The 24,877-nt window shown below is 36.1% G+C and carries 14 protein-coding genes; 7 read left to right on the top strand and 7 right to left on the bottom strand.

Annotated features, from left to right (window positions below; genetic code table 11):
* Positions 1-120: 120 nt before the first annotated feature.
* The 5 genes from hpsA to TERY_RS19785 all read left to right on the top strand — a co-directional run bounded on the left by hpsA (position 121) and on the right by TERY_RS19785 (position 9,174).
* On the top strand, positions 121-4,968 hold the full coding sequence (hpsA, locus tag TERY_RS19805) for a hormogonium polysaccharide biosynthesis protein HpsA (RefSeq protein WP_011613458.1): 4,848 nt from the start codon (positions 121-123) through the stop codon (positions 4,966-4,968).
* A gap of 444 nt (positions 4,969-5,412) precedes the next feature.
* Positions 5,413-6,144: a hormogonium polysaccharide secretion pseudopilin HpsB gene (gene hpsB / locus TERY_RS19800; protein WP_011613457.1), complete on the top strand. Its 732-nt coding sequence runs from the start codon at positions 5,413-5,415 to the stop codon at positions 6,142-6,144.
* A gap of 53 nt (positions 6,145-6,197) precedes the next feature.
* On the top strand, positions 6,198-7,214 hold the full coding sequence (hpsC, locus tag TERY_RS19795) for a hormogonium polysaccharide secretion pseudopilin HpsC (protein WP_011613456.1): 1,017 nt from the start codon (positions 6,198-6,200) through the stop codon (positions 7,212-7,214).
* Positions 7,215-7,276: 62 nt separating this feature from the next.
* Positions 7,277-7,987, top strand: a complete 711-nt coding sequence (locus TERY_RS19790; RefSeq protein WP_011613455.1) for a prepilin-type N-terminal cleavage/methylation domain-containing protein — start codon at positions 7,277-7,279, stop codon at positions 7,985-7,987.
* Positions 7,988-8,562: 575 nt separating this feature from the next.
* Complete coding sequence (locus tag TERY_RS19785; protein WP_011613454.1) at positions 8,563-9,174, top strand: prepilin-type N-terminal cleavage/methylation domain-containing protein; 612 nt, start codon at positions 8,563-8,565, stop codon at positions 9,172-9,174.
* An 88-nt stretch (positions 9,175-9,262) separates the two neighbouring features.
* On the opposite strand, the gene obgE is transcribed toward TERY_RS19785, so the two are convergent.
* Positions 9,263-10,321 (bottom strand): GTPase ObgE, encoded by a 1,059-nt coding sequence (obgE, locus tag TERY_RS19780; protein ID WP_011613453.1) that lies wholly within the window; start codon positions 10,319-10,321, stop codon positions 9,263-9,265.
* A 350-nt stretch (positions 10,322-10,671) separates the two neighbouring features.
* Positions 10,672-11,397: a Mo-dependent nitrogenase C-terminal domain-containing protein gene (locus TERY_RS19775; RefSeq protein ID WP_011613452.1), complete on the bottom strand. Its 726-nt coding sequence runs from the start codon at positions 11,395-11,397 to the stop codon at positions 10,672-10,674.
* 2,369 nt (positions 11,398-13,766) lie between these two features.
* Here TERY_RS19775 and TERY_RS19770 point away from each other — a divergent pair.
* The gene (locus TERY_RS19770; RefSeq protein ID WP_011613451.1) at positions 13,767-14,636 is read left to right on the top strand and encodes an HIT domain-containing protein; all 870 of its coding nucleotides are present in this window, start codon (positions 13,767-13,769) and stop codon (positions 14,634-14,636) included.
* 409 nt (positions 14,637-15,045) lie between these two features.
* Here TERY_RS19770 and TERY_RS19765 read toward each other — a convergent pair whose 3' ends face one another.
* Positions 15,046-15,882: a pentapeptide repeat-containing protein gene (locus TERY_RS19765; RefSeq protein ID WP_011613450.1), complete on the bottom strand. Its 837-nt coding sequence runs from the start codon at positions 15,880-15,882 to the stop codon at positions 15,046-15,048.
* A 375-nt stretch (positions 15,883-16,257) separates the two neighbouring features.
* On the opposite strand from TERY_RS19765, the gene TERY_RS19760 reads away from it, so the two are divergent.
* Complete coding sequence (locus TERY_RS19760; protein WP_011613449.1) at positions 16,258-16,839, top strand: phycobiliprotein lyase; 582 nt, start codon at positions 16,258-16,260, stop codon at positions 16,837-16,839.
* Between the two features lie 508 nt (positions 16,840-17,347).
* Here the strand turns inward: TERY_RS19760 and proX are convergent.
* The 4 genes from proX to TERY_RS19740 all read right to left on the bottom strand — a co-directional run bounded on the left by proX (position 17,348) and on the right by TERY_RS19740 (position 24,113).
* Positions 17,348-19,336, bottom strand: a complete 1,989-nt coding sequence (proX, locus tag TERY_RS19755; RefSeq protein ID WP_011613448.1) for a glycine betaine/L-proline ABC transporter substrate-binding protein ProX — start codon at positions 19,334-19,336, stop codon at positions 17,348-17,350.
* 364 nt (positions 19,337-19,700) lie between these two features.
* On the bottom strand, positions 19,701-20,924 hold the full coding sequence (locus tag TERY_RS19750) for a betaine/proline/choline family ABC transporter ATP-binding protein (RefSeq protein WP_011613447.1): 1,224 nt from the start codon (positions 20,922-20,924) through the stop codon (positions 19,701-19,703).
* A gap of 801 nt (positions 20,925-21,725) precedes the next feature.
* Positions 21,726-23,369, bottom strand: coding sequence for a CopG family transcriptional regulator (locus tag TERY_RS19745; protein WP_011613446.1), 1,644 nt, complete (start codon positions 23,367-23,369; stop codon positions 21,726-21,728).
* A gap of 438 nt (positions 23,370-23,807) precedes the next feature.
* Positions 23,808-24,113, bottom strand: coding sequence for a hypothetical protein (locus TERY_RS19740; protein ID WP_011613445.1), 306 nt, complete (start codon positions 24,111-24,113; stop codon positions 23,808-23,810).
* Positions 24,114-24,877 lie beyond the last annotated feature (764 nt).

Here is a 24,877-nt window from a genome sequence, read left to right as displayed (position 1 = left end):
TTTGTTATGGCAGTGTAATTTTTTTAGTCAATATGGGCAATATGAAAAGTAATGGCTTGAGTTCCTAATAACAAATCTTATTAGGTAATACCAAGAATATTAAATATTAAGTAAGAGCCTATGTATTACCATCGTATTTTAAAAAATATCAATAGTAGACTCACAAAGATAAGAAGACAACTAAGGCTACTGGCTAAGGGGTTTGTCAGGGCGATCGCTCCAGGCAAACAAGTTAATGGTAACCTTTTTAATGCAGGGTTTGTGCTCCCAACAGCTACAATGGTAATGTTGGCAGTAGTATTACTGACTTCAGCTATATTACTGCGGTCTTTTGATCGAGCTGAACAAGTTAGCAAAGTTACAGCAAGCCAAGAAGCCCTGAGTTTAGCTGCTCCTGCTCTTGATAGGGCGGAGGCTAAACTTCAGTATTTATTGAGGGAAGATCCTACTTTACCAAGGGGGCAAACACCTAGTGAGCGAGGAGTTGACGCATATTTAAGTGATGCCATTGATCAGAGGTATAAGTTTCCAGATGAAAGGCGCTTAAAGGTGACTTACAACGATAACGATCCTAAAACGGAAGATGAGATCACAACTGCGTGGAGGTTTCCTTTTGACACAAATGGAGATGGAGACGATGATCATTATGTAATATATGGCATATATCTCAAGACTCCCCTTGACAAGAGGGCGAAAACACCTTTACAAGCAAGAACTCCGCCAGTAGCTGTAGGAACACTGCAAAAGGAAGACTGCTCTGGAGACTTAAGCTCAACAGGGAATGGCTGGTATAAAAACACAGCAACAGGTGATTTCATCAAAAGTTTTTTTGTCTACACAGTGGCTGTTCCTATACAGGAAAATAAAACAAACCCATCTATTACTGCTCTGGAATATCAAGAGGACTGGAAAAGAGTTCCTCTGAGCAACAATGCTGTGGTATATCAAGATGATTTGGAAATATCTCCAGGTCCGGCTTTTCGTCTGAATGGGAGAATTGTAACAAACAGTAACTTAGTAGTTTCTCCTTTTGAGAACGCTTTACGCTTATATCAAGTAAGTAGTAATGAGTCTTGCTTCTATCAAGCAGAAAATAGCAAGATCATTGTTGGGGGAAACGTTGTTAATGGAATGTCAAGTAATAAAGACGAGAGAAACGACGTAGAGGTAGATTTATTTCAGGGCCAAGGGGTAACTGTAACAACAGACAAAATTACCACTACAGATCAGTCTGTGAATAACAATGCTTTTGAGGCAATGTATAACAACAACGCATACAGTAAGCGTATTGAGGTTATGGTTGACGATCAAGTGGACAAAAATAAAACACAAGACCCTGAAATAGTTAAAAGCCAAGTAGAGAAGCAGCTTAAGAAGGAAGGAAAAGAAGGTGACGAAGATAGGGAGAAAGAAATACGTCGCGAGATAATAGGTCTTTACTTCCGCGATAGAACCAGAAGAGTAACTTTTGCAGAAGTAAGCCCATCTGATGTATATGATCCGACAGATACTCCTGAAAATAGTGGTAATACACTTAAACCACCAGATAAATGGATACTGCCAACAGACGCTGAAACTAAATTGTCTCTCAAAAATGATCAACTAAAAGCAAGGAAACCAGATGATCAACAAGATGATCGCCCAGAGAATTTTTTGGGAGAACGTATACTTGTAGGAAATAACCTGCCAGTTGAATGGTGGGATGATTCTAAAGACGTCTCCAGCCCAAATGATTCTAAGTTTGTCTTTTATCCACAAGAAACAGGTGGAAAATGGCTTGATGATGATGGAAACCAAATCAATGATCCTCTTCGTACCCGTAAACCTCGCGTCACAGAACTACCTGATGTGGGTTCTACAGATCGGGGTGGCTTTTGGGAAAAGGCGGCGGCGCAAGTGCCTGAAGATGCTTTAGAGGGCGTTGGTGGCTTACGTATAATTACAGGAGCAGGAGTTTATAAGCGCCAGAATTCTTTTCTGCCGCCACCTCCAGGAAACCCCTATGATGACCCAGCAACTCCTCAGACTGAACAATATACAGTTGTCTGGCCAGATACTATGCCAATGTCGCCTAGTCCTGGGGCTAAAGTGAACAGTGTTACGCTTCCATCTCAAGGCCCAAATTGGCCTCTAGATACATCTTTATATCCCTCTCAACTTCCGACAATTGACCCAGATACTCCCCAGTATGCCAAAGGAGATCTGATAATGCGTGCAACAGTGTTGTATCACTACGCACGAGACCCCATTGACCAAAGATCTGATTCTACAGACAACGAACAAGCTCCTATTGCTTGTATTAGTAGTTACTACGACCCAACAAGCAGGAAAACAGCAAAAAACCTATCGCCGTTACCAGACGTAGGGTTTGGTGCAGCACCAGATGGTAACTCAAACAACGGTGTGGTTTACCCACCACCAAAAACAAGTAGACCAACGACTGCTAGTTTTGACGCAACTACAGGTTTGTTTTCCGGAACAAGCCCATCTGAACTGGGAACACAAGCAAACATGGTTTTTCCAAATGGCAGGTTTGCTAACGAGCCTCTGCGAAAAGCTTTAAGAAGGTTGTCTAATGGTAACGAACTCACTTTAGCAGAACAAGCAGCAATAGATTCTACTCTCTGTTCTTTGGATATATTAGACGGCACATTGACTTCAACTAACAGTCCTTCCCCTGGAGTAACTATTGCTGATGGTGTAATTAAAGAAGTAACTCTATTGGATGCCAGACAAATAAAAGCTATACATGCGGATAACGTCAGTACCCCTAATGTTGACGAGACTTTTACCCTTAATAGCACTCTAGCTGAACCAGCCCAATTAAAAGCAGAATATAACCTGCCCTTAGAGGAGCGGCAACCTCTGGAAATTCGCTTGACTCAATTGGACTTAGGTCAAATGAGAAATCAAAGTATATCTTCTTTTGGTAGCGCAATTCCTAGTGAGGTATCAACGGGACTAAAAAAAGAATATTTACTCCCATATAGCGGTATTATTTATGCTAGTCGGGATGATGCTTTGCCAGATAGGAGCGATCGATCTCAAAATAGTGAAGGAACAGGCATAGATGAGGACAGGACTAAGGCTTTAAGTCCCACAGACTATAAGTTAGATCCGACTCGACGACCTAATGGCATAATGTTGATCAATGGTGAGCGTCTAGCTAGAAATGATAATAATAACGATGGCCAAAATGATGATGGCGTTAAGAAACTGTCCGATGTAGTAAAAGAAAAGGGTTTAACCTTAGTCACTAATTTGCCAGTGTATATTAAAGGTAATTTTAATCTTCATACTCAAGAGGAGTTTAATGACGAGTTAACATCTAACTGGAGTAATTTCTATACTCGCACTAAAAATAAGATAAATCCTAATTTTGCTTGTCGTCCTGGAGATCCTAGGCTTCCTAAGTGCACACAAGGAGATAGTTGGCGTCCCGCAACTGTGGTGTCAGATGCCATTACTTTGTTATCTGAAGGTTTTCGTACGGGTTTTCGTGATGAAGGAGATTTTGATCTGAGAAATAATGCTGGTAGCCCCCTCAAAGTAGGATACCCTGTAGGAGGGCCGTTTGACGAAACAGCATTAAACTTTGACCTAGACGGCGACAGACAAAACACAAATACCAACGTCTCAGCCAGCGATGTTACTGTTGCTGGCGCTCGGATGTTAAATGGTTTCTATGAGAACAATTTTGTTACCAATGGCCTGAGTAGCGGTGCTGATATTACAGGAACTGGGGCTCGAACAGATAAGAATTACGCGACTAATAATAATGGTCCTGCTGTCAATAGTTCTTACTTCAATAATTATGTGACGCCTGTTCAGCGACGTGGAAATTTCCCAGAGTATGTAATGGAGATCTGTCGTAAACCTACTGTGTTTTCTTGTGGGCCTGGTGATTGGTTTGTGGGTAACAATGCTGTCAATAGTGATGAGAAAGGATCTGAACTAGTTGGAACAAGTGTCAATAATTTAGTTGCAGGCACAACAGCTCGCCCCCCACTAGAGGCTGAGGATCGCCGTTACCCAAGACGTGTAGCGTTTGCTCGGAATACAAATAACGAGTTAATATTAGACAGTAGTTTACCAATTCCAATAGGAATAAATAATAATGAGCTGGTGAATGTTTTCCCCTACAGCGGCGGTAGCCTACCTAGGCTAGCTGAAAATGCTCTCTGGTTCAGAACTTCTTCTAGCAATCCTCCTGTGCCACACAGCAACAACCCAAATGATCACAACTATGGCAACCAATATCCTTTGGCTTATTTGCAGGAAGTAACAGTTCAACAACCTTTACTAATACCTGTTCTACAAAACTATCTACCAACAGAAACACCTGAAGAGACTCAAGCCACACTACCAAGCGAGAATAACACAACTCTAAACAATGGGCCAAGGTGGCTAACCCGAGCTTCTGGAGATACTATATTTAACTTAATAGTAGGCTCTGGTGACGTGCCACCTCGTCCTGGAGAAAGCAATGGTGGTTTACAAAACTTGCCTCGTTTCCTAGAAAACTGGGCAAAAGACAAGAACAACAACTTTACTGCCAAGATCACTGGTAGTTTCATGCAATTAAGTCGTAGTGCCTATGCTACTGCACCTTATCCACATCTTTTGGATAAAGTATCCACCGATTTTGGATATCCGGGTTCCTATAAAATCAACAACTACGTAATTGATAAAAGGGGCTCTAGGGTGGGATACTTCCTACCACCTGATCGTAACTGGGGATATGATGTAGGTTTGTTATCTCAGCCCCCCGACTACTTTTCTCAACTACTGAGCGGGGAAGACTCAAGTGGTAAACCAGACAGGTATTATCGGGAAGTAAGTTTCGATGATAGGTGGGTAAAAACTTTGTTGTGTTCTAAAGTCATAGACGACGATGGCAATTTTGTTGAAAACGCGACTCCTGATGGTTATCGTCCCGAGGCATTCTGTGACAAATCGACAAAATAAAACCTAAAAATCAATAGACATCTTGTAGAGGTCAAGATTTCAAGGCTCACGCACCCAAATAAGGAACCGGGTTTATTCCCATAGTTGTTGTTGTTTAAACCACAAAATTTATTTGATCAACCCGGTTTCTTCGTGAGTCTTATCCTTAAAATTTTCTATCTATCCTATTACCTCTTTCTGCAATATTTGGCAAAATATAATTAAATCAAAAAAGTAGGTGTGGTGATGTTAAAGATATGCTATTGAATCTCAGGGCTTATGATGGCCCTAACCGTCGAGTTTCTATAGACCCCGTAGATATGCAAGCATTAATTGAAAAAAATGGGGTATACTTGAGTATTAATACTTGTGGGTGAGTAACCGCCGGCGGTCTCAGCCAAGGTAGGAAGTAAACATAAAAATGTTACTTGTTATGAGGTTTTATATCAGTTTTATGAGGGAGCTATGAATAAACAACAAATTCAGCAAAAAATCCTAAAATGGCAACAAACTAATCCTAATTCAGGTTACACTATCCTGGAAGGGTTGGTGGCGATGGTTCTCGTAGCGACAACAATGAGCGCTATTGCTCCGGTTGTTGCTTTATCAGTGGGGAGGCGGGTGCAGGCACGACGGGTCGAACTGGCGACGCAAGCGGCCAGGAGTTATATTGATGCTGTGAGGCAAGGGGATATAGAGCCTCCAAAAATAGCTCTCACTGATCCAGAGGGATGGAGCACAGTTCAAGGGGTAAAGGTTCCAACAGAGCTAGACTGCAAAGATCTAGACCTCAAAAAACTAAACCCAAAGAAGTATTGTAAAACAGCTGTAAATCACCTTGGAGTTGCTTCCAACTTATACTGCGTTGATGGAGGAGACGGAGGTGACTGCAAAGGGTTGACAGATATGATTGTATATGCTGTAGGGTTTCATGGGGATTACGAGAAACCTGAGTATGGCTACGAATTATTTGTGTGGGTTTATAGGGGTGGGGGCGTCGAAGGGTTTGAGCTGTTGAATGAGACCATATCGACTTATTCTAATAATGCAGGGTTGGCTACTAGATATGGCGATAAAGAAAGGGCACTGTTTAAAACAACAACAGAGATAGCTCCAAAGAAACTCTATGGTTCATTTAAAAATATTTGCGATCGCGTGAAAGACAAACACTCAGAAAAACATTGTGGCACAGAATAAAAAGACGACTAACACGGATAATAACTCTTAAAAAGTTTGGAAATGTATTTACAATGTACAACTTGCAAAAACTACTAATAAAAGCCCTATCAAATAGCAAGCTACAAAAAGCCAGCAATTTAACAAGTGGTTTCACAATGACTGAACTGCTAGTAGCAACAGCTGTGGCGAGCATAATTATTGTACCAATATTGACCTTTGCCGTAGATATGCTCAACCGAGATGTGGGGGAGCAGGCAAAGGCTAACAGTGAGCAGGAGCTACAAACGGCTATTAGCTATATTGCTCAGGATATGAGTCAAGCGTTTTATGTTTATGAGCCTGACTATGTTGGAGAACCAGGCAAAACTCCTCCTATCCCTAGCTATGATGATTTTATTAAGCAACTACCGCACTCTGAGGATGAGGACAAAGACCCTATCCTTGTTTTCTGGAAGCGAAAGTTTATAGAACATTCTATACCTATTGACGATAAGGATACGTCTATTAATTGTCCGGCAGATGAAAATAAGTGTGACGACGGCTTTGTCCAGTCGTTAGTTATTTATTATTTAATAGAAGAGCAGGATAAGAATAGCATCTGGTGTCAGCCATCTGGTAGTAGTTGCCCCAAGCGCATAGCTAGGTTTGAAATACAGGATGGGGTAAAAGATTATTGGGGTAACTATTTCTGTGGTACTGACGGTCGCTCAGAAGAATGCTCAGGAAGTAAAAAGAAATTTAAACGAGACTTGGGCTACACTTCCTATGATAACAGTAATCCTACTGGCTGGACTAAAAAAGAAGGTGAAGACTACAGTAACAGCCCGGTTGTATTAGTAAATTACATAGAAGACTTTACCCTAGACTCGGCAAGTGACTATACAAAAGACTCTGAAATAAAGCAAACAGAATTAGCAAAAGGTAAAACGCTAGCTAGAGTCACAATTCTAGGTAATGCTATGCGCCGCCGTCGAGATGGCTTCAGTTGCATAGAAGACAATTCGACAACTCCTCCAACGTATAAAAAATCTCCATATTGTCCAAAAGCAACTGCACAAGTGGGACCGCGTAGTGGCTTTGGGGAATAGTACGAGTATAAATACCACAAAAAATCAAAAAGATTTTCAGACTATCTAGATAAAAAACTAATATGAAACCTCTGAATTTATTTAAAACGTTACTACGAAACCAGCCAAAAACATCTACTACAGGTTTTACTATAATAGAATTAATATTCGTAGTGCTGATCATAGGAATATTGAGCACGATCGCTCTCCCCGGCTGGAATGCTTTTATCAATAGACAACGCACCCGCACAGTTAATAATGGGGTCCTTCAAGCCTTAAGGGCAGCACAAAGTGATGCTAAGTCAACGAAGGTAAAGAAAAGACTTCAATTCCGCTACAATGATGAAAAAGATCCTGACACAAATAAACCTTATAACGATCCACCAAGGTTTGTTATTTATGATCCTCCTGGGGATGATGAGGATCCTCCTAGCGAAACTTATCCTAAGAACGATGCTGATGGTTCTGATGGTTTTTTATGGAATTCTTTAAGGGCTAATGGTGAAATTAAGCCAGGAATGGTTAAGTTATCTGTAAAAGAATGTGAAACTAAAGATGATGATGGTAATTGTAAAGCTTATAAAGACGATGAAGATGGTGTAATTCAGTTTGACAATTTAGGCGCAGTAGAAGTAGATGACCAAGAACTACCCCAAGAACTGCCTTTTGCTGTTAGTGTTTCTACGGCAAAGGAGGATGCTTTTAAACGATGCGTAATTATTGAAACTATCTTAGGTAGCATGAGAATAGAAGAGGGAGAGTTTAATTCAAGTAAAGGAGAAGGATGCCCATAATTTAACTTTAGCTGAAATTTACCACAAAACGACTGCTTTGTCAATACCACCTCCGGCTAACGACAGGGCAGTTTTTTTTGTCTTCAAAAACATCACCTTTTTTCCCAAATTATGAAGTACATAATATTGAGGGTTTTCGGCAGTAGGAAGTAGGGAAAAGAGGATTTAGGATGGGCAAAAAGCAAAAAAATATTTATCCCTTAATTTCTAAGACGTTAGTTACTTAATATTTTGTATATAAACTGGGGAGATGGAGATATGGGGAATTTGAACATTTTTTAAGAACACTTTTAAGAAGGGTTTTAAAAGGTATATAATTGTAAATAGATATCCTACTATTTCTCGAAAGTAGCGCTATTCTACTGAGGGCAGTAAAAATAATTAGATAAACCACAGAAATTAGTTAAGAATAGATTTATATTAATAAATAGTCTTTATAAATATCAAATTTAAGCATAGCAATTTTTTTAAAAGTTTGTTTGATATCACCATATTCTATGTTTGACATAAAATTTTTAATTACTAAAATAATAACTTCAAATCAAATAAATAAATATTAGAATATCGGGGTCAAAGTGAAAAGAAATGCATCACTATCTTTAAAATCAACTATTGTTAAAAAAATTCATCGGAGTCTATCAGAAAAGTTACTAAAGCCAGAAAAAGCAGGATTTAGTATGATAGAATTAATGATTACAGTTTCAATGATAGGTGCTCTGGCAGCGATCGCTGCTCCTGGCTGGAGTGCTTTGATCAACAACCAACGCCTTCGTGCTTCCAATAACAGGGCATATCAAATAATTAAAACTGCACAGACAAAAGCTATCCAACATAAAACGACCTGGCAAGCAAGTTTTCAACAAGAACAAGGCAAAACAATTAAATGGGCAGTTCACCAGGCAACGGTTGAGCCTGAAAAAGCTAACTGGGAAAACCTAAACTCATTTGTACAAGTAGATGATGAAACAACCCTGTACAAATACCCCTCAAGTAAATACCCTTCAAGCAATATATGGAGGGTGCAATTTAACCACAAAGGTCATGTCAACGGTCAGTTAGGACGTCTCACTTTATCTCTTCAGAGTGGAGGTAAAGCAAAACGCTGTGTATTGGTTTCTACCCTTTTAGGAAAAATGCGAATATCAAAAGATCAACCTAAACCCAAAGATGAAAAATATTGCTATTAGAATTTGTAGGTTGGGTACAACAGTAGTCAAACCCAACTTCCATTACTATCTTCTGAAAAAAACCATCCCCTGCAAAAACAGGAGAAACTCAACTTTCTTCCCTAGAAACTAAAGGAGGTGTGGGGGTTAGCTCCGAAGACTTAACCTCTTCCTCCATCTCCAACAACCCCCAAATTTCCTGCATCAACTCCTCCAAACCAATACCCGCAACAGCAGAAATTAGAAAAACCTTTCCCCCACTTATCTCCCTAAACCTATTCACCAACTCTTGTATTTCTGCACCCTTCACATCAACCGCATCAACCTTATTTAAAGCCAAAACTTGCCGCTTATCCTCCAAACTTCGCCCATAAACTTCTAACTCATTTTGAATAGTCTCAAAATTCTCCACCGGATCAACATCCGTAATATCAACCAAATGTAACAATAACCGAGTCCGCTCAATGTGCCTCAAAAACTCATGCCCCAAACCCAAACCAGCAGAAGCACCTTCAATTAAACCTGGAATATCAGCAAAAACAGTACCATCTCCCGTGGGTTTTCTCACAACCCCCAAATTTGGTACCAAAGTAGTAAAAGGATAGTCAGCAATTTTTGGACGAGCTGCAGAAAGAGCAGCAATTAAAGTAGACTTTCCCGCATTAGGCAAACCAATAATTCCCACCTCAGCCAGTAACTTCAACTCTAACCTCAACATTCTGACTTCACCGTCCAACCCAGGCAAAGCATATTCAGGAGCGCGGTTACTATTACTGAGAAAATGTTTATTTCCCAAACCACCCTTACCACCTTGAGCCACACAACAAGTTTGCCCCGGTTTCACTAAGTCTCCCAATAATTCTTCAGTTTCCCTATCATAAATCATAGTACCAGGAGGCACTTCAATTAAGCGATCGCTTCCTCCGGCCCCAGTCATATTTTTCGGCCCCCCGCGCTTGCCATTTTCCGCCTTAAACACACGCTGAAACTTAAAATCTAACAAAGTTTGCAAATTAGCAACCGCCACTAAAACAACAGAACCCCCACGACCACCATTACCACCCGCAGGCCCTCCTGCCGGCACAAACTTTTCACGACGAAAGGCAACCATGCCATCGCCACCTTTACCAGCTTCTACTTGAATTTCTGCTTGGTCAATGAATTGCATAATAAGTATTAAAGAGAAAGAAAAAAATAATTAAGGCAACAGGACAAAACTAGAGAATAAGAAAAAATATTTTGTTATCAGTTTTGAAATTTTTTCATCAGACCAATAATCATTTTTTAAACTCAGGGAGTAAAGAGTAGGAAAAAACAAAGTCATTAACTTATAAGATTTTCAAATTGTCTTTTAAATTTTACAGAAGACTTTATCTTAGGGGAGGTAGAGTTATCATGGAAGACGTCTACCATACAAAAATCTTATCATTAATATTTGTATTTTATATAATTAAAATCTTCTGTAATTACCTCCTATTCCCTATTCTCTACTCTCTACCCTCCACCTTCTAACAATATTTACTGATAATACTTAGAAATATCTTCTTTACATTCATCTGCCAAATAAGACAAAGCACGGAAGCGCAAACCAACCAACTGATCATAAACCGGGTTAAGTTTGCACATAGCTGGAATATGGGCTACTTTCTTACCAAAAATCACAACATCTCGCTCAAATGGACATTCAGACGGAATCATTTTACAAACCATGTGAGCCACTTTTGAGTCATTAATCTCCCAATTATCCAGCCAATCTTTAATTGGAGCGAGTATAGTTCTATCATGCTCAGGATCATGGGCAATAACAGAATTATTAGTATCTTCTGTCCCTTCTAACCAACCTTTAAGGTCATAATTTTCCGCTTCTTCCTTAGCTTGTTCCAAATTCTTTCGCAGCGCTTCTAAAGCCTTAACCTTTAGTCCCAAGGCTTCACAATATTTATGAAGTACTTCATCCTCAATACTAGAGTAAACCCCATCTGCCAAAGCCACCATTACAGCAGTTCTCATAAAGTTTTCTGCTATGCTGGAATCATACCTAAAAATCTTAGCTAGCTCATCTGGGCTAATAGTTTGGAGTTCTGAGATTTCAATTTCTGAAGCAAACTCATCATGACTAAAGTGGTCAAATAAATCCTTTTCTGTAGCATCAAGCTTTCCATCTGCATAAGCAATAGTCATTAGTCCTCGTAACCAAGCAGTGGTTTGTTCTTTATTTAGACGAGACTTGAGAATGTTAGTCATGGCTTAACCTCTGAATTATTTATATATTTTGTAATTTGCTCCCAAACTTAATCAAAAATTATTAGTAGGGAAGCTACTATAGGGCTACACGTAATTTAATTTTAACCCTCCTAAAAATAGGGCTAGTCTTTGTTGTCAGAGAATATTTATATCTATTGTTGCTTAACTAATGCTAATAACATATCTGAGATTTAATGAGGTTTCAAAGGATACAATTTTTCTCTAGTGACAATAAATTGAACTTGCTACCTTTTCTGTAAGGGGAGGGAAGTCAAAAGTTAGAAGTAAGTTCTGATGGAGTTTGAGCATTTATAAATTTCTGTGCCCTCTACTAAAGTTACCCAAACTTACCCGTAAAATTGAATTGCATAAGGTTTGGGGCTAGCTTCCTCTTTCACTAAAGACTAGGGACTATACTCTTTAACTCATCTCAGACTCAAGCTTCAAATATCTTGGAACTCTAAGTTACTTATTTACATAGTTTTCTAAACTACTCATACTGCTATAATATTCCTATTTATCCGTAGTTTTGAATAAATATAGTTAATTTTTAATTAACTTTCAAATCTCCTATTTGCCTAGTGGTAAGACATACATTATTTTATTGAAAAAATCTAATTGTTTGGTAAACCTATAATCAAAAATCACAGCACAAACAAAATGTGAGAAAGAATAGTGATTTTAATATTACAGAATCTAACATAACTAAAACATTTAATAAGAACCTAATTGGTGTCAACAGTATCAAAACTATAATTTTTTTGTAAAAAAACTGAAATTAATATAGTTAATAGTTCTGAAAAGAAAATAATATTTAACTTCCCAGCCAATTTTCGTCTAATCTTATATAATATATTTACTTATAATTAAGAGACAAAATTTTATTACTATTCCCATAAAAATCAAAGTAATAGATATTCACAGTGCCAAGTTATAGGAATAACTATTGCTAACTAAAGTTTTTAGCGATATCAAGCTCAAAAAAGTTATCTTTCTAACTGTAGCTACTGTAAGGGTTACCCCATCATATTTTCCTCTCACAGAGCAATTCGTTTTTAAGAAAACTTTGTACTCAAAAATAATAAACACCAATATCATTAATCTTTACGCACTGATATTAGTTTTATAAATCTGGGTTACGCTTTGAAAAGCAATTATTAGAGAAGAAGATGCCTAATATTGAGAGTAGTTAAAAGTGGTATCAGTCAATGGGCATAAACTATAAAATCACTCTTAAAAATTTGGGATAAAATTCAATAAAAATCAAAAATTAAAGCTGTTTATTTGTGAAAAAATAAAACAGTATCAACAGTAAAAAAATCTATAATTTTATGAAATAATCCTGTAAAAAAAACCAAAATATTTGCTTTTAGAATGTTTTAGAAAAATGAGTTTTTTATGATAACATATTACTATTTTAATCCTCTTATTTTTCCCAAATTAATCCCATTAAAAGACTAAGAATAGAAGTGAAAAAAAATCAAAAATTCTATCCTCAATCTCTGAAAAATTTTAGGAATAATCATCAAAAATTTATGACATAAATTTAGCAAAAAAGACATTAGTTTTTTTGACAAGATATAATTTAATTATTAAAATACTATCTGTAATTATACTTGAGGAAATTGATACCAAATAAAATTGTAGCCCCAGCATAATTTTATCTAAAATATTTATCTAAAATATAGCGATCGCTCTAAGTTAAAATACAAACTATTTATCAAACCTATTTATAAAACCTATTTATAAAACAAAGGGGAGAAATTAAATGCAAAACCTCAAATTAAAACAGCTAGAAAACATACTTATAATTTACTTATAAAAATAATCATTTTGGCAAAGATAATTAAAATTTTGCTTCCTGAATACAAGTATTGTCACCAATATAAATTGGCAACAATTAAAACTACCCCCATAGCTTTAAATACAAATTCCTTTTAGAGTAAAAGTAAAACCCATTCTAGTCTACTTGAACTCGGGTATAGCCTCCCTGAAGAAGTTGCTTATGCTCCCCATCTTCACAGTTTAATAAGTCAAGAATATTTAAGGTTATAAGTAAAACTTTTTTACCCACTAAGCAAGATATATTACACTAATTCCCATGAATTAATGTTATGCTAAAACAGCATTAATAGCACTTCAAAAACTTAAGTAATTAACGAAAATTGAAAAACCTTCTTGCAAAACTCAGTTTAAGCTAATCTTAATTATTCTGATGTTTGCTTCTTTCTAGGGACATTGAATACAACCTCCCTACCTCTCCCGGGAAAGCCTAGGGGTAAGTTAACTCCTAAAAGCCCCAAACTTAAAAAATCCTGTTAAAAATCCTATTTTACCTAATTTCCCTACTCCCTAACCTCTCCATACCAATGTTTACCAATAAACAACCAAACCAATATACCCACCTTACAGCTATAGACCGTAAATTTATCTCATTTCCAACTCAAGTAATACTAAAACAAAACTTGCTAGTAGGTAAAATTCTTGATTTTGGCTGTGGTCTCGGTAAAGACGTTAAACTACTACAAAAAAAAGGCTTTGATATTATTGGTTACGACCCTTATTATTTTCCAGAATATCCCCAGGGAAAATTTGATACTATCCTTTGTTTTTATGTCTTAAACGTCTTATTTGAACAACCACAAATCGAAGTGTTGATGCAAATTTCCCAGTTATTAAACTCTGAAGGAAAAGCTTATTATGCTGTGAGAAGAGGTTTGAAAGGAGAAGGTTTTCGAGAACATTACATACACAAAAAACCAACTTATCAGTGTTTAGTTAATTTACCTTTTAAATCTATTTATACTGATGAACTTCGTGAAATTTATGAATATACTCATTATAATCAGCAAAAAAATTCAGAGAACAAATGCTTATTTTGTAATCCTCGTAAAAATCTACAATTAATTACAGAATCAGCAAAAGCTTATGCAATACTTGACGGTTACCCAGTCACAAAAGGCCATACATTAATTATTCCCAAACTTCACCAGGAAAATTATTTTGAATTGCCTATAAATGACCAGTTAGAATGTTGGTTAATGGTAAATCAAGTACAGAAGATTTTACAGGAAAAATATCAACCTGACGGATTTAATATAGGAATTAACGTTAATCATGCTGGAGGACAAAAAATGATGCATACTAATATTCACGTTATTCCTAGATATCAAAAGAACGAGTTAGGAACTAAAGGGGGAATGAGGTCTGTTGTTCCAAAGAGGAGAGGCAAAGTATAAAACCCATTTAGTCTTTTTTGTTAGTCTTTTTTGAGGAAAAAGTATATTTAAGTAGCGATCGCGATTTACTATAATAATTGACACAATTTAAGAGCTAAATATTTGTCAGCAATACTCAGTAGAAAGCTATCTTGTAAGGGCATATCCTTATATTCTTATAAAATCTATTATAACTTCTTTATTACTTATGTCGCCTTGGTCTAGAGCTCTCACACACCAGAGATAGAGCTGCCAAATTAATTACCAAGACCTAGACTTTTGAAGCAAGGGTGATTTAGCACATAATACACAATTCATAATTATAAAGTGCAATCAACCCTAACCATAGAAGATATATTAGATTGTAGTATGATTAGTACCCAGAATTCTAAACTATCAACCTCAAATTTAACCCTAGTTTTCTAACTAGTCACAGATCAGTTAAGTGGGATAATAAACTACTCTGTGTATTAGTGCGAGTAAAAGAATTCCAAGTACCCAAATCTTTACCTGGATATGCACATAACATACCCCTAACATCATCACTCAATCCCTGCGCTAGAGTAAAATCAACTCCAGCAATACTAATAACATTATTGAAACTTGCCCCCGTTAAATCAGCCGCTCGCAAATCTGCCCCTTCCAGCTCCACAGCATTCAGGAGAGCATCACGCAAGTTAGCACCTATCAAAAAAGCCCCCTTCATATTTGCCCCGCTCAAAGCCGCACCTTGCAAATTTGCACCCCGTAAGTCAGCACCACTCAGATAAGAACCTCGCAAATTTGCACCCCGTAAGTCAGCACCTTTAAGATCAGCTGTATTTAAGAAAGCTCCGCTTAAGTTCGCCCCAGGTCCAACTGCACCTGATTTTTTGTAAGGAAATCCTTCAGGCCAAACAGTGTAACTATCATAGTATGCTACCTGTAATTTAGCACCTTCTAAATTAGCGTTAGTAAAATTAGCATTTTGTAGTTCAGCTCTATTCAAATAAGTATTAGTTAAATCTGCCCCATTCAAGTTCGCACCTTGAAGGTTAGCTCCACGTAAATCAGCACCTTTAAGGTTAACTCCACTCAAGTCAGCTTCAATTAAGTTAGCTCCAATAAGAATAGTATTATGTAACTTAGCTTGTCGTAAATTACTTTTGCTCAGATTAACTTCATATAGTTCAATTTCACTAATATCTATACCTTCTAAATTACTAGCAATAAGATTTTTATCTTGCTGATAAGCTTGAATAATTTCTGTAGCTGATTGAAACTGCATTTTGGCTAAAAATATTTTTTTATTTACAGTAGATCATATAAGTTACCAAAAATAATATGGCACTTATTTAACACTTCATCTATTAAATAATCAATAAAATTAAGTAATATTTTTAATGATTATAATAAAAGGGTGAATATCTGACATCTCATTTTTACGTCTCCCTATTCTTTCCTCTCTCCTTTCAAGAATATTTAGCAATACTTTTCAGATTTGAGATATATTTTGATAACTTTGATATATATAGATTCGTTAATTATCTACTCAAAAGCCTCCATTAGATTTATCCTATAATCTTATAACTTTCAACTAGATTTTTGTTAATTTTCTTAACTAAAAATCTGACATTTGTCAATAAAACTTTAAGAGTAAAAAATGAAGTTAAAACCACCAATGACAATGATGGATTTTTTTCTCAAAAGCGAGGGAACATGGTTTTCTCAACGTACTGTTCATCATTTTGATTCTGCTCAAGATGAATCAGGAAAATCTAATATACTTGTCAAAGTTTTAACAAAAGATGACCCCAAAGTTATCAAAGTTTGTGAACAGCAAAAAGTCAACCCAGCTTTAGCAAAAGGTGGTGCAAGTTTTAACTGGCAAGATAATTTAGATCATGGTGAACCTAACCCAAATTATAGTGCTATTCTAGTTGATATTCCTGATTCTCAAACAGGTAGAACTGGAAAATTTTTGCGTAATCGTGGTTATATTGAAAGTATTCCTGTAGTGAGTAGATATCATTTTACCAACGATGGAGTCTTAACAATTGACACAGAATATGAAAAAAATCAAGGACAAGAACGTTGTTGGTTTTTGACTGATGATTTTCGGGTACGAATTAATACAGTGCGAATGATGAATGGTGTTAATTTAATGGCTTATTGTTCTGAACGCCGTTGTATTACTCGCAAACAATTAGAAGAAATTGTTCAAAAAAATGCTGCTAGAAGTTGAGGTTAGTTAACTATTGTTGATTTACTAATGTTTATTCACTTAAGCTGATATAAAACCCTTGTAATCTCAGTATAGGGAAATTAATCAAACTTATCTGGTAGCCTTTATCTGAATTTATGCTTGTGAACTCGACAAAGCCAACCTCCGGTAGTTGAAGCAAGAAGCAAATATCTTTGAATGGCATTACCAGATTTTACCTACTGAATTCCGTAATTGTATAGTTATTGTACAGCAGGATGTTAATGTTTTACGACTTAAGTGGGGTAGCTAAAAAAAACCCCGATTTTTTTAGAAATTAGGCTTAATCAAAATATATTGTAGGAGTTAATAGAAGTTAACCCCTACAAATGATCTATAGTTTCATATTCTCTGTGTAAGTCTCATTTTTTCTAGCTATCTATTGTTAAAAATAACGACTTATTCTAAAAACCTAGACCGTGACTACTTAAGTCATAAATTTAACAATAAATAATCTCTAACAAACTTATCAACAAACTAACACTAAAATTTAACTTTTTGCTATTTCTAACCAACTATCAAATAACCCTTGATGATTAACTATCCATTCCTCAGCATGATGGCGAATATCAATAGGTTTATTTTCTCCATTTTTTACTTTTTCCTGTTCAATACTAACATCCTCTAAAGGAATCTCAATCTGTTCAAATAAACGTTTAGCAACTGGGTTAGCCTTCAAGAATTTCTTATTAGCTAATATCCTGACATTATCAATAGGAAAACCGATATTTTTATCATTAAATAAAGTATCTTTTTCCGTGAAGTTTTCCATAGTTCCTACCAAAGATGTAAAAGGAACACTCAACCATTCTACATTTTCTCCTTCTCTTAAAATAGAAGAAAACCAATGGGGTTTCCAAGCAAAAAATAAAATTGGTTTTCCTTGACGATAACGAACTAAAATATCTGCCAACAAAGAAGAATAATTTCCTTGAATTTGCTCAACAGTATCTTCAAGTCCATAAACCTCTAAATGATGATTTATGACTCTTTCGCACGACCAACCAGCAGTACAACCAATTAAATTTGCCTTACCATCACCATCAGAGTCAAAAAGTTTAGCAATTTTTGGTTCTTTAAGTTGTGATATATTAGTAATATTGTACTTATCTGCTGTTTTTTTATCTATCTGATACCCCATAGTAGAATTAGAAATCAGAGTTCCTAGCCGTTCTAATTTTTCTTCCCCACCATTATTGTCAAAAAATTCTTGATGGCTAGCTTCCCAATGGGTTCCAGCAAAATCTAAATCTCCATTGCTAACAGCCAGATGCATTGCTGGAACATTCAGTTGCTTTTCACCTCTTATCTCATATCCTAATTTTTCCAGTCCAATATTCACAATTTCTGTGGTGAATATACCGTAGGTTTCTAAGCCAGAAGTTGGACGCACCACTACTCCTTCCCCTGGCAGTAGATGCTCAGTTGACTTGATATTTTTTTGAGACATTAATTGCCAACCTGTCACACCAACTAACAAGGCAAGCAGAATACTTATCCCTAAAGTTGTTTTATGATGTTTGAAAAACTTACGAGACCGCCACCAACCGATAGGACCACGGTCTTGCCAAGACTGAATATTACCTTGACTAACACCTTGAGTAATACGGTCTAACATTATAGCAATTAATACAATACCTAAGCCCCCTATTGCCGCTAGTCCCACATTCAAACGTCCTAAACCTTGTAATACCATTTGTCCTAATCCCTCTACTCCAATCATTGAGGTGACAACTGACATCGATAAGGCTAATAAAATGGCTTGGTTCGTACCAGCAAGTATAGTAGGTAAAGCTAGAGGTATTTGCACTTCCAACAAAACTTGTTGGCGAGTTGAACCAAACGCAAGTGCAGCCTCTACCGCTTCTGGGGACACCTGTCTAATGCCCAGGTTGGTCAGGCGAATTAGAGGAGGAACTGCAAAAACAAAAGTCGCTATTATACCAGAAACTTCGCCAATACCAAATAGCATTACTACAGGTACCAGATAAACAAAAGTTGGAAGAGTTTGCATCCCATCTAGGAGAGGTCGCAAGATTTTATTAAAGCGATCGCTCAGGGCACAAGCAATACCTAGAGGTATACCAATAAGCATACAGAATATTACAGCAGTAAGTATTAAAGATAGGGAAACCATTGATTGTTCCCAAGCACCACAAAAACCAATAATACAAAGAGAAATAAAACTGTATATAGCTATTTTTCTACCTGCTAATTGCCAGACCAGCAAACCAGTGATAATGAGAAAAATTAAAGGCGGAATTGCTAGAAAAGTCAATTCTACTATTCTTAGAGTTCCGCTAATAGGTAAGCTGATAGCTTGGAATATAAACCGAAAGTTGTCAACCAGAAAATCAACTAAATTGTTAACCCATTCCTCCAGGGGTAAAGTATAAGACTCGAAAGGGTTCAATAAATTGTTTAATCCTCCTTGAGTTTCAGTGATCAAGTAATAAGATAAATAATTCAAAATAAACACAATTGACTAGCTCCTGTAATGTTGGTTTAATCCAAATTTTGATTTGGTTGCCCCAAACTTGTCAGTAAATCAACTGCCTCTACCATACCTTGAAATTCTTTTTTTTGTAGTTAACAACTCAAGTGCGGAAACCCAAGTATTGTGAAAATCAACAATATCCTTTAGCTAAGTCTCCATGAAAAATACACAGTTATTCTCAAAAGATTACTTAATCTCAAAACTCAAAGTATTAACAAGAATTGGCTTCTAGCACATACACTTTTTACAAGAATGTTGGTCAACTTAAGAGTAACAAAAGCTTAGAATTCGAAAAGTTTTTCCCAAAATTTTCTACCCTCATAAAGTATAAGTATCAACTACTGGTTTAACCATAATTTTTATTTGGTTTTCCCAAACTCGTCAGTACATCAACTGCCTCTACCATACCTTGAAATTCTTTTTTGTCATTAACCACCGCCAGAGGAAAACCCTGTTTGTAAAGGTAAAAAATATCCTCCAAGGGAGTAGAACTATTGACTATCGGAAAATCAGTTTCCATAATTGCCCTAAAATCTTCCTCTCCCTGTTTGATAAACTCTTGCAAACCTTCTCTTTTCAACAAACCAATAGGTTTATTGTACTCATCAACTACATACAAAAGTTGAAGGTTATCCTTTAACATTTCCTCCAAACCATAGCTAACAGAATTTTGACCAATTATCAGGGAAGTTCTTTTACTAATAATTGACCCTACCGTAATAACTTGTGCTGAATTTACTTCTTCAGTAAAAGCCTTAATATAATCATTTTTAGGATTAGTAACTAATTCTTCAGGAGTCCCCAATTGGACAATTGCACCATCTTTCATAACCGCAATGCGATCGCCCAACTTCAAACCTTCTTGCATATCATGGCTAATAAAAACTATAGTCTTATGCAATTCTTTCTGAAGTCGTAACAATTCATCCTGCATCTCTCCCCTAGTCAGTGGGTCAAGAGCGCTAAAAGCTTCGTCCATCAATAAAATATCTGCATCAGTCGCCAAAGCACGAGCCAAACCCACCCGTTGCTGCATTCCCCCACTCAAAGAAGTAGGTTGATAATTTGCCCATTTCTCTAAACCAACAACCTCCAATGTTTCTAAAGCTTTCTGACGACGATGAGTTGTTGAAACCCCCCGTACCTTTAGGCCATACTCTACATTTTCCGCTACTGTTTTGTGAGGAAATAACCCAAAGCGTTGAAATACCATCGAAACTTTATTCAGTCGTATATCTCGCATCCGTTTCTCATCAGCATGAGCAATATCTTCACCATCAATATAAATATGTCCACTTGTCGGATCAACTAAACGATTAATGCAGCGAACTAGGGTAGACTTTCCCGAACCAGATAACCCCATTACCACAAATAATTCCCCTGTACCAATATCAATAGATACATCAGCTAATCCCAAAACATTACCTGTAGACTGTAATATATCGTCCCTTGTTTTTCCCTCCCGAAATAATTTAAGAGCAGCACGATGTTTTTTACCGTAGATTTTAATTAGATTTTGTATAATTATTTTAGACTTTAATGGATTTGTATTAATTATTTTGTCATTCATATTTTTTTGCCTACTAATGATAATAATCAGGATTCAAGAATATCCTTGATTAGGTAAATTAGGTCGAAAAAACTTTGTCGTCTGGGTAAAGTTTGACTTTATCCTCAATTAAGCCCCTCGTTAATTACAAGGAATATTAAACCCTCATTCTTATACCAAAATTTCCCTCTTCCCCCCCAATTCCCATTTATTTAGGAATTACTTATTAACTCTCACAGTATTTACAGAGAGAGACTAAAAGACTTTTTACTTCAAAAATTGCTAGGTTTTCAGTTTAAACAGCCTAAAAAATTAGCAGTTTTGTCAGACAAGAGCATAAAAATTCAGGTACTATTCTTACGTCTATTTCCTCTATAATTCAATAAAGTTCAGATAATATTCAAGACTCATAAAGTACGGCACCACAATAAGTCATTATTCACATTAGATAAGCCCCAGAAAAAAATCCTTAAGTAAACCGTATTGAACTATAATTTTAATTTATCCTTACAAAAAACTCCCTCAAAATACTTTTTCAATCCCCTACCATCAAAAATATTCAACCTATAAATACTCTAACCCACCCCTAAAAAATACTTCAACAGGCGACTTAGGTACTCTCCGCTTCATAGCTTATGTGGATCATGTAGACAATGGACAGCTTGAACTTTAAATTTATCAAATCCATAAATTAGCGGAGAGATTTTGTCGCTTTCAGAAAAATAATTGGTTTCTGCTCTTGGCTTTGTTTTAAATTTTCAAAGCTGAAAACTTAACACTTCTATATTTACCAAAAATTATCTATTCTCTTATAATTTAACATTATCTGGAAAAAGTCCGATATTGCCACTTGTTAAGATATCGATTTTCTCCAATCATAGCTGGGGTTTTTAACTGAGAAACTTCTTTTTTAGAAGTCTCTAATAGCTCAGATTGGCTATGATACTTCTCTTGTAACTGAGTCAGCTTATTTTGATAATCTGCAATTATTTGTTTTTGAAATTCTGACTCTTTTTTTAAAGCTTCATAGGTTTGCTGGGATATCATTGAACCAAGCATAGATTCCATGTATTGCAAGTTATTCACTTGTTCTTGTAACTGTTTTTGCAAAGTCTCATAGACTGTTCTAGTCACCATTGTGGCCACTTGTTCTTCTAGGTCTTGCAACTTATTTTCCTGTTCTTCTGAGTGACGTTGCAAAGCATCATAACTTTCGTGTAAAACCATAGAAGCTACTTGTGATTCTAGTTGCTGAATTTGAGTTTCTTGCTGCTGTGATCGGTGCTGCAAAGAATTATAAATTTCTTGGGACACCATACAAGCTACTTGCTCTTCCAACAGTTCCAACTTGACTCTTTGTCCTTCAGACTCCTGCTGTAGAATTTTGTATACTTCTTGGGACACCATAGAAGTTACTCGTGATTCTAGTTGCTGAATTTGAGTTTCTTGCTGTTGTGACTGCTGCTGCAAAGAATCGTGAATTTCTGGGGACACCATAGAATCTACTTGCTCTTCCAACAGCTCCAACTTCGCTTTTTGTTCTTGAGACTCCTGCTGTAGAATTTTGTATACTTCTTGGGACACCATAGAAGCTACTTGTGACTCTAGTTGTTGAATTTGAGTTTCTTGCTGTTGTGACTGTTCCTGCAAGGAATTATGAACTCCTTGAGACACCATACAAGCTACTTGATCTTCTAACAGTTGTAACCTAACTTTTTGTTCTTGAGACTCTTGTTGTAGAATTTCGTATACTTCTTGGGAAACCATAGAAGCTACTTGTAATTCTAGTTGTTGAATTTGAGTTTCTTGCTGTTGTGACTGGTACTGCAAAGAATCATGAATTTCTTTGGGCACCATTGAACCTACTTGCTCTTCCAAAAGTTCCAATTGCAATTTTTGCTCTTGAGACTCTTGCTCTAGAGTTTTGTAGCTTTCCCTTGGTATCATTAAAGCCACTTGCTCTTCTAATTGCTTGAGTTGAGCTAACTTTTGGCGAGAACTTGTAATTTCTTTCTTATCTTCTTCTAATTGTTTTTGTAAAGTTTCATAACTTTCTTTTGACACCATATTAACCATTTGCTTTTCCAAATGCTTAACCTGTGCCATCTGAGATTCCAACTCTTGTTGTAAAATTTGATAACTTTCTGATAATAAATATTGTGCTTCTACAGACTCATTTAATGGTTCTGGAATTGTCACAACATCTATACCACTTTCAGGGAGTTCATTTTTACCCAGCACATTGTTGACTGGAACCAACTGATTATTTAAATTCGCTGTTATCTGTGCCGCCTCTCTCAAAACAGCAAGGTCTCCTCTAGCAATACGCTCAAGTAGCTCAGACCTTGATAATCCAAGTTCTTTTGCTACTTCTTTTAGCTTCTCAGCGCTAGTGGGAGTAAGAGACACACCTACTTTAACCTTGGTTTCTCTATAAGAGGTGGCACTACCACGTTTTTTCGTCATTTACATTCTCCTTGGCCACCATACCTTTTCTAGTATACCCTTTAATAGTATTCCTTAATTAATTAGGGTTGGCTGATTAAATCTCAAAGATTTTACAGATAGAGGCTTTACACTTTTTACCTCAAAACAAAATTTCCAGCTTTTCAGTTGCTCAAAGTCACGGATATTAGTATTTTTAGTTCTAGAGGACAGAACAATCAAAGAATAAATATACCCGAGTACCTCCTAATTAATTCTCCTGACTTCTGAGTTCTAACTCCTTACTTCCTATTCCCTAAAAAAGTTTTTGTAGCACACCCTAATTAAAGCATTCTGATATCCTAGATAAGATAGTTAATTTTTTTATGATTAACCTACTACTAACTAAGTACAAGTAACCGGTATAAAAAGAAATTTTTGGCAACCAGTTTCGGTATCAAACGTACTAGTAAAACTTTATCAACCTCGTTCATCAAATCTGGTATAAAAACCACCATACTTGACCCAATATTGTTTTAAATCGTGGTGAGGTGTATGGAGACTTGCTTTCGCTTGATAAAGAACCACTTTTCTATGATTACCAATCCAAATTTTCTTAATAGGTTTGACAGATATCAAACTCCCACCCAAGGCTCGAACACATACTGTAAACCTATCAATAGTAGAATACTCTACAGTTTCAAATAAAAAAAAATTTCCAGAACAAATTATATGGCGACTTCTGATCCAACCCTGTAATTTTTTCTCTGCTGTTGGTGGCAACATTTTATTTTAGCTCCCTAACACTATTTCATTGCTGCTACCTTTAGTTTTTGAAGTACCTAGACAAAATTAACTATACATTGTGGATCCCTAAGGGTTGGGGAAAGAGCTAATAAAAAAAATCAGAACATAACTCAATAGTAAACATGAAAATAATTTTGTCTAACTACTTATTAGTATTTGGTAACTCATTAACAAAATTTGTTTGTTTTTCAAACTTAAGTAGTTTTGCTGCTGAACCCTATATCTATTCATTTGATTAACATTCAGAACCATATCTAAGCTAACCCATATATTTTCAGCTTACTCTACTTTACTAAGCAGATAAGTATCCTATCTTCTATTATTAATTCAACATTTATTTTCTGATTCAACACCCCCCTAAAAATACTTACCGAAAAATATTTTTCCATCTCATTTAGAAAAAACATAAACTATAGAATAGTTTCAACAATATTCTATATTTTTTTACAGGGCAAGCTCATCCACAATTTTATTGACAAATCAATATTTTTCTAACCTGTTTGCAATACAAGCTTTTACAGGAACTAGAAATGTCACATAATTTTCATACTATCGGTTTTTACGGCTTAACAATTGGAATGTATTTTCATTACTAAATTAACCTAAAAACCTTTCATGACAATAGGATAATAAAAGATACTATTTTTCAACAATTTTTAATATGAGCTAACCCTATATTTTTTTCTTAATAATTTTTGGTTCAATAAATAGTATGCAATAAATCAAGTTATCGTGATTTATAT

The organism is Trichodesmium erythraeum IMS101 (assembly GCF_000014265.1).
In the GTDB taxonomy this organism is placed as follows: Bacteria; Cyanobacteriota; Cyanobacteriia; order Cyanobacteriales; family Microcoleaceae; genus Trichodesmium; species Trichodesmium erythraeum.
The sequence above is the reverse complement of the archived record's forward strand: the minus strand, read 5'-3'. Positions and strand labels throughout refer to the sequence as shown.